Genomic DNA, 10,235 nt, shown 5'->3' on the forward strand with positions numbered 1-10,235 from the left:
GTAGTTTGCAAAGATACTGGATTCAAACACTGCCGTTTGGGTCGGGCGTTCCTTTTTCCGCCGTGCGCGGCTGGGGGCCCCGGCCGGCCGGCGCTGCGGGGGCCCGGTGTCGGTTGCCCTGCCCTTTGCCGGCCCATCCACCCGGCCCCACCGCCCAACCGCCACCTTAAAATGCAAGTGCTCAAATTCGGAGGCACGTCCGTAGCCTCCGCGGAAAACATTGAAAAATCGTGCGCCATCGTGCGGGCCGCCCTGGCCCGGGGCCCCGTGGTGATGGTAGTATCGGCCCTGGGGGGCACCACCGACGCCCTCATCGGGGCGGGCCGCGCGGCGGCCAGCGGCGACTACCGCTACCGCGACGCACTGGCCCAGCTGCAACAGCGGCACGTGGCCGCCGCCCAGGCCCTGCTGCCCCCGGCCGCCCAGCCCGACATCACCGACGTGCTCACTCGCGGGTTTTCCGAGCTGCTCCAGCTTTGCGACGGCATTTTTTCGCTCGGCGAGCTGTCCGACCGCACCCTCGACCGACTGATGAGCTACGGCGAGCTGCTCTCGTCGCAGCTGGTGCGCGAGGCCCTGGGGGCCCGCACCGCCGCCGTGTGGGCCGACGCCCGCCAGCTCATCCGCACCAACGCCCGCTTCGGCGCGGCCGAGGTGAACGTGGCCGTCACCCGCGCGCAAGTGCAGGCGTTCAAAAGCGCGCACCCCGGCGAGGTGTGGGTGGTGCCGGGCTTTATTGCGGCCGACGACCAGGGCAACACCACCACGCTGGGCCGCGGCGGCTCCGACTACACGGCCGCCCTGCTGGCCGCCGCGCTGGACGCCGACGTGCTCGAAATCTGGACCGATGTGAGCGGCATGATGACCGCCGACCCGCGCTTAGTGTCGCGGGCGCGGCCCATTGCCGGCATCTCGTACCAGGAGGCAATGGAGCTCTCGCACTTCGGGGCCAAGGTACTGTATTCGCCCACCATTCAGCCGGTTATGGAGCGCGGCATTCCGCTCTGGATCAAAAACACCTTCGCCCCGGCCGACTACGGCACGCTGGTGGAGGTGGCCCCGCCGCCCAGCAGCGAGGTGGTGCGCGGCCTTTCCAGCATCGGCAATTTGTCGCTGCTGAACCTGGAGGGCAGCGGCATGGTGGGCATCCCCGGCTTCTCGAAGCGCCTGTTTGAGGCGCTGGCCCGCGAGCGCATCAACGTGGTGCTCATCACCCAGAGCTCGTCGGAGTACTCGATTTGCGTAGGCGTGGCCGCCGCCGACGTGCCCGGGGCCCAAGCCGCCGTGGACGAAGAGTTTGCCCCCGAAATTGCCAGCGGGCGCATTGCCCCGCTGCGGCCCGAAAACGGGCTGGCCATCGTGGCGCTGGTGGGCGAAAACATGAAGAACCACCCCGGCATCAGCGGGCGCCTGTTCGGGGCCCTGGGGCAGAACGGGGTGAACATCCGGGCCATTGCCCAGGGCTCGTCGGAGCGCAACATCTCCACCGTCATCCGGGCCGCCGACGTGCGCAAAGCCATCAACGTGCTGCACGAAGCCTTCTTCGAGCCAGCCTATAAGCAGGTGAACCTGTACGTATTGGGGCCCGGCAACGTGGGCGGGCGGCTGCTGGCCCAGCTGGCCAAGCAGCAGCAACACTTGCAGCAACAGCTGGGCTTGCAGGTGCGCGTAGTAGCCATTGCCAACCGCCGCCACTGCATCGTGGACGAGAACGGCCTGGACCTGGCCGCTTGGCCCGCCGCGCTGGCCGCCGCGGGGCCCTGCACGTTGGAAGAATTCACCGAGCTCATCGTGAGCCGCAACCTGCGCAATTCCATTCTGGTGGACGTGACGGCCAACCCCGCCGCCGCCGACTACTACGCCGACCTGCTCGCCAAGAGCGTGGCCGTGGTGGCGTGCAACAAGGTAGCTGCGTCGTCGGCCTATGCCAACTACGCCCGCCTCAAGGCGTTGGCGCAGGACTTCAACACCCGCTTCCTGTTCGAAACCAACGTGGGCGCGGGCCTGCCCATCATCGGCACGCTCAACGATTTGACCAGTAGCGGCGACGTGGTGCGGCGCATGGAGGCCGTGCTCTCGGGCACGCTCAACTTCGTGTTCAACAACTACGACGGCTCGCGGCCCTTCGCCGAGGTAGTGCGCCAAGCCCAGGCCGAGGGCTACACCGAGCCCGACCCGCGCCTCGACTTAAGCGGTACCGACGTGGCCCGCAAGATCCTGATCTTGGCCCGCGAGGCCGGCCACCCGCTGGAAATGAGCGACGTGCAAATCGAGTCGTTCCTGCCCGCCTCCTGCCTGGAGGGCGACGTGGAAGCGTTCTACGAGCAGCTGGCTGTGCACGAGGCTCACTTTAGGGCCCTGTATGACGCGGCCACGGCCGAGGGCAAGCGCCTCAAGTTCGTGGCCCGCTTCAACGACGGGGCCGCTGCCGTGGGCTTGCAAGCCGTGTTGCCCAGCCACGACGTGTACGAGTTGCGCGGCAAGGACAACATCGTGCTCTTCTACACCGACCGCTACGCCGAGCAGCCGTTGGTGGTGAAGGGCGCCGGGGCCGGCGCCGAAGTCACCGCCGCCGGAGTGTTCGCGGATATTATTCGCGCCGCCCGGCTGTAGCGCAGACTTTGTAGTCCGCGGCTCTCGCTTCGTCCTAGCGATAATCGTTTAGCGACCGTTCAAAAACGCGGGTCATAAAGTCCGCGCTACCACCTTATGCCCCTCCCCGATTCCGTTCTCGTCCACGCGCCCGCCACCATTGCCAACCTGGGCTGTGGGTTCGACGTGCTGGGCCTGGCCCTGGCCGCCCCCTACGACACGCTGCGCCTGCGCCGCACCGGGGCCCCGGGCCTGAAAATCACCCACCTCGACCACTACAACCTGCCCACCGACCCCGCCCGCAACGTGGCCGGGGCCGCCCTGCTGGCGCTGCTGGAACAGGTGGACGAACCCGTGGGCTTCGAGGTGGAAATCACCAAGGGCATCATGCCCGGCAGTGGCGTGGGCAGCAGCGCGGCCAGCGCCGCCGGGGCCGTGGTGGGGGCCAACGCGCTGCTGGGCAATCGGTTCAGCAAGCTGGAGTTGGTCGATTTTGCGATGGCGGGCGAGGCCGTGGCCAGCGGCGTGCGCCACGCCGACAACATTGCGCCGGCCATTTTTGGGGGCTTCACGCTGGTACGGGCCCTAGTGCCGGTGCTCGACGTGGTGGCCCTGCCGGCCCCGCCGCTGTGGGTGGCCGTGGTGCACCCCCAAATCGAGGTCAAGACCAAGGAGGCCCGCGCCCTGCTGCCCACCACCGTGCCGCTGGGGCTGGCCGTGCGCCAGTGGGCCAACGTGGGCGGCCTGGTGGCCGGCTTCCTCACCGCCGATTACGCCCTGATTGGCCGGGCCCTGGAAGACTACATCGTGGAGCCGGCGCGGGCCCCACTCATCCCCGGGCTGGCCGAGGCGCGGCGGCGGGCCCTGGCGGCCGGGGCCCTGGGCGGCGGCATTTCGGGCTCAGGCCCCTCCATTTTCATGCTGAACCGCGACGGCGAAACCGCCCACGCCGTGGCCGCGGCCCTGGGCAGCGTGTTTGCCGAGCTGGGCATTGCCCACGATTTGCACGTGGGCCGCATTGCCCCGGAAGGCGCCCGCGTGGTGGCCGCATAGCGGCTGTGCAACTACTGATTAACAATTTATTAAGCAAGATAACGACTAGCTTTTAGCTGTACATTCGCAGGCGGCTTGTGTGCCAATACCAGGATTTTTAAGGATTTTTTATTGCCCTAGCTCTCCCCCCGATGCAGTATTACAGCCTCCGCCGCCAGGCCCCCGCGGTCGATTTTCGCACGGCCGCCATCACCGGCCAGGCCCCCGACGGCGGCTTGTACTTCCCGGAAACCATCCCCCAATTCGGGGCCGATTTCCTGCGCGACCTGCCCACGCTGGACCGCGCCGACCTGGCCCTGGCCGTGATGCGCCCCTACGTGGGTGGCACCATTCCCGACGCGGACCTGCGCGAGATTTGCGCCGCGGCCGTCGATTTCCCGTTTCCGCTGGTGCCGGTCAGCCCCGGCATTGCGGCGCTGGAGTTGTTCCACGGGCCCACATTGGCGTTCAAGGACGTGGGGGCCCGGTTCATGAGCCGGTGCCTGGGCTACTTCGCGCAGCGCGGCGACACGCCCCCCGTGACGGTGCTGGTGGCCACCTCCGGCGACACCGGCGGGGCCGTGGCCAGTGGCTTTCTGGGCGTGCCGGGCGTGGAGGTCGTCATCCTCTACCCCAAGGGCAAGGTGAGCCCAGTGCAGGAGCAGCAACTCACCACGCTGGGTCAAAACATTACGGCCCTGGAAGTTAGCGGCACATTCGACGACTGCCAGGCCCTGGTGAAACAAGCCTTCCGCGACCCCGAGCTGGCTGCCCACCGCTTCCTCACCTCGGCCAACTCCATCAACGTGGCGCGCTGGCTGCCCCAGCAGCTGTACTACTGCTTCGCGGCCCAGCAGTGGCCCGCGGGGGCCCAGCCGCCCGTGGTGAGCGTGCCGAGCGGCAACTTCGGCAACATCTGCGCCGGGCTGCTGGCGCGGGCCTCGGGCCTGCCGCTGGGCCACTTCATCGCCGCCTGCAACGCCAACGACCCCGTGCCGCGCTACCTGCGCTCGGGCACCTACGCGGCCCAGGCTGCCGTGGCCACCCACTCCAACGCCATGGACGTGGGCGACCCCAGCAATTTCGTGCGCATTTTGGAGCTGTTCGGCCAAGACCTGGGGGCCCTACGCGGTGCCCTCAGCGCCGAAACCGTGAGCGACCCCGACACGGTGGCCACGGTGCTCCAAGTGTGGTTCGAAAACAGCTATTTGCTTGACCCCCACGCCGCTGTAGCCTACGCCGCCTTGCTCCGCTACCAGGCCGAGCACCCCGACGCCGCAGGCATCTTGCTGGCCACGGCCCACCCCGTGAAGTTCCCCGGCGTGCTGGAGCCCATCATCGGCCAGCCCATCGAACTGCCCGAGGCGGTACTTCATTTGCAAGGCCGCCCCAAGCAAGCCATCCCGATGGACGTGGATTTTGGGGCCCTGAAGGAGTTTTTGCTGCGGTAGCAGGCCACAAAAAACGGGAGACTCGGCCTAGTCAAGTCTCCCGTTTATGCTATTCCTGACTTTCTATTTGGAGGCCAGAATGTCAATCATTTCAATGGCCGGCGGGGTCGAAAAAAGCTCTTCGGCGTTGGCCATGAGGGCGGCGGCGACTTTTCCCCCGAGGTGGGCTTTCCGGCCGGCATCTTCGGCAAACGTGTCGAAAATACCGAATGTGGAGGGCCCCATCTGGATGCCGTACCAGGTCACGGTATCGGGCTCTTCCATCACGAGGGCCAGCCCGCCGCGCAGGAAATCGGCCACGGCCTGCTCTTTTCCGGGCTTGGCTTCAAGCCGTACCAGCAATCCTACTTTTATCATGGTGTGTGGGTTTAGGCGTGAGTCTTCACCTTTGAGCTACGCAAGCACGGCGGCAACCGGATTGTTTCGGGCCGCGCGCTGCCGCGCTGGGCAGCGCTGTTGGGGCCCCACCAAGCCCTACGGCGCCACGGCCCGCACCATGCGCGGCCGGCCAAACATGTCGGCCACGCCGCGCACTTCGGTGTAGCCCTGTGCCACGAGCAGCGCCTCGGTTTCGGCCGATAAGGCTTCGTTGATTTCCAGGTAGAGGCCGCCGCCGGGGCGCAGTAGCGTGCGGCCCAGGGCCCCCAGGCGGCGGTAGAACAACAGTGGGTCGGCGTCGGGCACAAATAGGGCCCCGGCGGGCTCCCATTCCAGCACGTTGGCGCGCATCTGGGCCCGCTCGCTCTCGCGCACGTAGGGCGGGTTGCTCACCAGCACCGCCAGGGCCCCGGGGGCCAGGCCATCGGGCGCTTCTTGCAGAATATCAACTTGTTGGAACTGCACTTGCGGGGCGTAGCGGGCGGCGTTGCGGCGGGCCACGGCCAGGGCTTCGGCCGAAATATCGACGGCCAGCACCTGCGCACGGGGCAGGGCGCGGGCCAGCGCCAGGGCCAGGCAGCCCGAGCCGGTGCCCACGTCGAGCACCGTGGGGCCCCCAGGCCGCTCGGCCGCCACCAGGCGCGCCAGCTCCTCGGTTTCGGGGCGCGGGATGAGGGTGGCGGGCGTCACTTCCAGCTCCATGCCGGCGAAGTGGGCAGTGCCCAGTACGTACTGCACCGGCTCGTGGGCCAGCAGGCGGGCTTCGAGGGCCGGCAGCAGCTGCTGCACGGCCGCCGGCACCGCCTCCTGGGCCCGCATGCGGCGCTGGAGCGGGTCGAGGCCCAGCAGGTGCTCGGCCACCAGCGCGGCGATGGCGGCGGCCTCCGGGGCGGGGTAGGCGGCGGCAAGGGCGAGGGCGAGGTGGTCGGTGAGGGCGCGGGTGGTCATCGGGCAAAGGTGGGGCCCCGGACCAAATCCCGCCTGATTTCCACCCAATTTCACCGCAGCTTTCACCCAAGCTGCGGGGATGAGCCGCTGGCAACTGGCCGCCCAAACCCTGGCGCAGGCGCGCCATGTAACACAGCGGCGCCAACCCTGCGCGGAAATTCGCGCCCCCTGCTGGGCTCGCGCCGCCTGTTTTCCGGCTGGGGCCCCAGCGCGGCCCCACGGCCGTACTTAGCAGGAAATATCGCCGCCCTGCTCATGCAAACGCTTACCCGCCACCAGCCGATTCCGGTGCACCCGTTCGAGCCGGACGAGGCCACCGGGAGCAACCTGTTCAACATCGCGCGCTCGGCGGGCGGCCTGCCCTACGAGGAAAATCTGCTGCTGCCGCACCGCAAGGCCTACTACATGCTGGTGTTTGTGAAGCACAGCCGCGGCCGGCACTGGGTAGATGCCACGCCCTACGAGCGCCAGGACAACGCGCTGTACTTCACCGCGCCCAGCCAAATTCTGGTGAAGGAGGCCGCCACGCCCTTTTGGGGCACCCGCCTCGAATTCACGGACGAATTCCTGGCCTTGCAGCAAAACGCGGCCCTGCGGGAGCTGCCCCTCATCCAAAACCCCCACCGCGGGCACGAGCTGCGGCTCACGGCGGCCGACGAGGCCCTGGTGGAGGAGCTGCTGGCCAAAATTGAGGCCGAGCACCGCCGCCCCGGCGAGTGGCAGCACCGCATGCTCACCGCCTACCTCACCGTGCTGCTCACCTACCTGAGCCGCCTCTACACCGAGCAGTTCACGGGCGCCGAGCCGTCGGCCGACCAGCGCCTGCTGAAAGCCTACCGGGCCAAGGTGGAGGAATGCTTCCGCGAGCTGCACGCCGTGGGGGCCTACGCGGCGCTGTTCCACATTTCGGCGGGCCACCTGAGCGAGGTGGTGAAGGCCCAGAGCGGCAAGCCGGCCATCAAGCACCTGCACGAGCGCCTGGTGCTCGAAGCCAAGCGCCTGCTCCTTTATACGCCGCTCTCGCTCAAGGAGCTGGCCTTCGACCTCGGGTTTGCGGAGGCGTCCTATTTCAACCGCTTCTTCAAGCGCGAAACCGGCGTGACGCCGGCCGAGTACCGCGCCACCATCCGCAAAATGTACCAGTAATGCCGCGGAATGGGTGCCAGCCGCGCCTGGGGGCCCCGGTAATTTTGTGCCGTCGACCAACGAAACAACTGACCACCATTCCTCATGAAGACAGCACTCATCACCGGCGCCAACAAAAGCATTGGCTTTGAAGCGGCCCGGCAGCTCCTCCAGCACGGCTACCACGTGTACCTGGGCAGCCGCGATTTGCAAAACGGCCAGCAGGCCGCCGACCTGCTCAAAGCGGAAGGCCTCGCCGAGGTCGAGCCCATCCAGCTCGATGTAACCGACAGCGCCTCCATCGCCGCCGCCCGGGAGGCCCTGGGCCACAAAACCAGCAGCCTGGACGTGCTCATCAACAACGCCGGCATCCTCGGGAGCACGTCGCAGCCGGCCCTCACCAGCAGCCTCGGCATGATCAAGGAGGTGTTCGAGACGAACGTGTTCGGCGTCATTGCCGTGACGCAGGCCTTCATCGACCTGCTGCGGCAGTCGCCCGCGCCCCGCATCGTGAACGTGACCTCGGGCCTGGGCTCGCTCACGCTCCACAACGACCCGTCGTGGAAATATTACCCGGTGAAGGGCGCCGCCTACCAGCCCTCCAAGGCGGCCCTGAACGCCTACACCATCATGCTGGCCTACGAGCTGCGCGACACGCCCTTTAAGGTGAACGCCGTGGACCCCGGCTACACCGCCACCGACTTCAACCACCACAGCGGCCCCGGCAGCGTGGCCGATGCCGCCGCCCGCCTAGTAAAAGCCGCCCTGCTGGGCCCCGAGGGCCCCACCAGCCAGTTCTTTAGCGACGACAACGCACCCGAAAAGGGCATTAGCCCCTGGTAAAACCCTCGGTCTTCGGCCCGCGGCAACAGCCCGGCCGTCCTGCTTTGCTCGCGCACATGCCCGGGCAAGGCAGGACGGCCGGGCTTGCCGCTTCATACCATTTTCTGACCGGATCGGAAGCGCACGCGCTCATCCGTTGCATGGGGCCTACCGGCCGGCGTAGCAGCCGGCCGCCCCGCGGGGCGGCGGGGCGGTTACTTTTGCAGCATGGCCGACGCACCCTTCCCCAACGCTCCCGACGATGCCTTGTTTATGCGCCGCGCCCTCGATTTGGCACTGCGCGGCACCGGCTACGCCCGGCCCAACCCGCTGGTGGGCTGCGTGATAACGCATCAGGGCCGCATCATTGGCGAGGGCTGGCACGAGCAGTACGGGGGGCCCCACGCCGAGGTAAACGCCGTGGCCAGCGTGGCCGATCAGTCCTTATTAAAGGAGAGCCGCGTGTTTGTGACGCTGGAGCCCTGCGCCCACCACGGCAAAACGCCCCCCTGCGCCGACCTGCTCATCGCCCACGGCGTACCCGAGGTGGTGGTATGCAACGACGACCCGTTTCCGCTGGTGGCGGGCCGCGGCAACGAGAAGCTGCGCGCCGCCGGGGCCCTGGTCAGCACCGGCCTGCTGGCCGCCGAGGGCCGCTGGCTGAACCGGCGCTTCTTCACCTTCCACGAAAAAAAGCGGCCCTACCTGGTGCTGAAGTGGGCCGAGACGGCCGACGGCTTTTTGGCCGGGCGCTACTTCCAGCCGGTGGCCATCAGCGGGCCCCAGGCGCGCATCCTCACCCACCAGTGGCGGGCCGAGGAGCAGGCCATCTTGGTGGGCACCCGCACGGCCCTGCACGACAACCCCCACCTGAACGTGCGCGACTGGCCGGGGCCCGACCCGCTGCGCGTCATCCTCGACAAAAACCTGTGCCTGCCGCCCACCCACCACGTGCTCGACGGCCAGCAGCCTACCCTGTTCTACACCTACCGCCAGCGCCCCGACGCCCCCAACCGCTCCTACGCCACCCTCTCCGAAGCCGACGACCTCATCCCCCAAATCCTGGCCGACCTCTGGCAGCGCCAGGTGCAGTCGGTGCTGGTCGAAGGGGGCCCCACGGTGCTCAACGCTTTGCTGAACGCCGGGCTGTGGGACGAAATCCGCGTCTTCCGCAGCCCCCGCAAGCTGGGGGCGGGCGTGGCCGCCCCACGCCTGGGCCTCAGCGGCTTGCAAAGCGTGGAGGACGTAGGCGACGACCAGCTGTTTCGGTACGTGAACAAGTAGCGCCCGTGGCGTGGACGCTGCGCGTCCGTGCACTAAATGACCAGTTAAACAACTAATAAAAGCATCTAATCACGCGGCCCCGCCGCGTTCACACTCCTTTAATATGGCCGAAACCCTCGCCCTCACCGCCACCACCAAGGCCGCCCGCTACGCCGAGCTGCTGCCCCAAATTACCGCCCTCACCGAAGGCGAGCCCGACCTCACCGCCAACCTGGCCAACACGGCCGCCGCGCTGCGGCAGGCGTTCGGCTTTTTCTGGGTGGGCTTTTACCTGGTGAAGGGCGACGAGCTGGTGCTCGGGCCATTCCAGGGCCCCATTGCCTGCACGCGCATTCGCAAAGGGCGGGGCGTGTGCGGCGGCAGCTGGGCGCAGGCCCGCACCCTGCTCGTACCCGACGTGGAGCAGTTCCCCGGCCACATCGCGTGCAGCTCCGATTCGAAGTCGGAAATCGTGGTGCCCGTCCTCAAAAACGGCGAAGTGGTGGCCGTGCTTGACGTGGACAGCGACCAGCTCAACGACTTCGACGCCGACGACCAAGCCGCCCTGGAGCAGCTGATGCAGCAGGCGGCGCAGTGGTTTTAAGCAGGGCCCCGGGCGGCCCC

At 67.7% G+C, this 10,235-nt stretch carries 9 protein-coding genes; 7 read left to right on the forward strand and 2 right to left on the reverse strand.

Annotated elements, in window-relative coordinates:
- Positions 1-171 precede the first annotated feature (171 nt).
- The 3 genes from thrA to thrC all read left to right on the forward strand — a co-directional run bounded on the left by thrA (position 172) and on the right by thrC (position 5,075).
- Positions 172-2,613: a bifunctional aspartate kinase/homoserine dehydrogenase I gene (thrA, locus tag EAH73_RS17735; protein WP_140468772.1), complete on the forward strand. Its 2,442-nt coding sequence runs from the start codon at positions 172-174 to the stop codon at positions 2,611-2,613.
- A 96-nt stretch (positions 2,614-2,709) separates the two neighbouring features.
- A complete protein-coding gene (locus EAH73_RS17740; protein ID WP_140468773.1) occupies positions 2,710-3,645 on the forward strand; it encodes a homoserine kinase in 936 nt (311 codons plus the stop codon).
- Positions 3,646-3,776: 131 nt separating this feature from the next.
- On the forward strand, positions 3,777-5,075 hold the full coding sequence (thrC, locus tag EAH73_RS17745) for a threonine synthase (protein ID WP_140468774.1): 1,299 nt from the start codon (positions 3,777-3,779) through the stop codon (positions 5,073-5,075).
- 63 nt (positions 5,076-5,138) lie between these two features.
- Here thrC and EAH73_RS17750 read toward each other — a convergent pair whose 3' ends face one another.
- Positions 5,139-5,432: a putative quinol monooxygenase gene (locus EAH73_RS17750; RefSeq protein WP_140468775.1), complete on the reverse strand. Its 294-nt coding sequence runs from the start codon at positions 5,430-5,432 to the stop codon at positions 5,139-5,141.
- Positions 5,433-5,549: 117 nt separating this feature from the next.
- The gene (gene prmC / locus EAH73_RS17755) at positions 5,550-6,401 is read right to left on the reverse strand and encodes a peptide chain release factor N(5)-glutamine methyltransferase (protein WP_140468776.1); all 852 of its coding nucleotides are present in this window, start codon (positions 6,399-6,401) and stop codon (positions 5,550-5,552) included.
- Positions 6,402-6,656: 255 nt separating this feature from the next.
- Here prmC and EAH73_RS17760 point away from each other — a divergent pair, with 255 nt between their 5' ends.
- From EAH73_RS17760 to EAH73_RS17775, 4 genes are all read left to right on the forward strand, one after another.
- Complete coding sequence (locus EAH73_RS17760) at positions 6,657-7,547, forward strand: AraC family transcriptional regulator (protein WP_140468777.1); 891 nt, start codon at positions 6,657-6,659, stop codon at positions 7,545-7,547.
- An 84-nt stretch (positions 7,548-7,631) separates the two neighbouring features.
- Entirely contained in the window at positions 7,632-8,369 is a 738-nt protein-coding gene (locus tag EAH73_RS17765; RefSeq protein ID WP_140468778.1) for an SDR family oxidoreductase, read from the forward strand.
- Positions 8,370-8,576: 207 nt separating this feature from the next.
- Positions 8,577-9,632 (forward strand): bifunctional diaminohydroxyphosphoribosylaminopyrimidine deaminase/5-amino-6-(5-phosphoribosylamino)uracil reductase RibD, encoded by a 1,056-nt coding sequence (gene ribD, locus EAH73_RS17770; RefSeq protein WP_140468779.1) that lies wholly within the window; start codon positions 8,577-8,579, stop codon positions 9,630-9,632.
- A gap of 103 nt (positions 9,633-9,735) precedes the next feature.
- Entirely contained in the window at positions 9,736-10,215 is a 480-nt protein-coding gene (locus EAH73_RS17775) for a GAF domain-containing protein (RefSeq protein WP_140468780.1), read from the forward strand.
- Positions 10,216-10,235: the final 20 nt, after the last annotated feature.

Origin of the sequence: Hymenobacter nivis (assembly GCF_006439025.1) — a bacterium.
Taxonomy (GTDB): domain Bacteria; phylum Bacteroidota; class Bacteroidia; order Cytophagales; family Hymenobacteraceae; genus Hymenobacter; species Hymenobacter nivis_A.

Excerpts from the sequence above, each read along its gene's own strand:
- thrC (WP_140468774.1), top strand. The coding sequence starts at position 3,777 with ATGCAGTATTACAGCCTCCGCCGCCAGGCCCCCGCGGTCGATTTTCGC.
- EAH73_RS17760 (WP_140468777.1), top strand. The coding sequence starts at position 6,657 with ATGCAAACGCTTACCCGCCACCAGCCGATTCCGGTGCACCCGTTCGAG.
- ribD (WP_140468779.1), top strand. The coding sequence starts at position 8,577 with ATGGCCGACGCACCCTTCCCCAACGCTCCCGACGATGCCTTGTTTATG.
- prmC (WP_140468776.1), bottom strand. The coding sequence starts at position 6,401 with ATGACCACCCGCGCCCTCACCGACCACCTCGCCCTCGCCCTTGCCGCC.
- EAH73_RS17740 (WP_140468773.1), top strand. The coding sequence starts at position 2,710 with ATGCCCCTCCCCGATTCCGTTCTCGTCCACGCGCCCGCCACCATTGCC.
- EAH73_RS17775 (WP_140468780.1), top strand. The coding sequence starts at position 9,736 with ATGGCCGAAACCCTCGCCCTCACCGCCACCACCAAGGCCGCCCGCTAC.
- EAH73_RS17765 (WP_140468778.1), top strand. The coding sequence starts at position 7,632 with ATGAAGACAGCACTCATCACCGGCGCCAACAAAAGCATTGGCTTTGAA.
- thrA (WP_140468772.1), top strand. The coding sequence starts at position 172 with ATGCAAGTGCTCAAATTCGGAGGCACGTCCGTAGCCTCCGCGGAAAAC.
- EAH73_RS17750 (WP_140468775.1), bottom strand. The coding sequence starts at position 5,432 with ATGATAAAAGTAGGATTGCTGGTACGGCTTGAAGCCAAGCCCGGAAAA.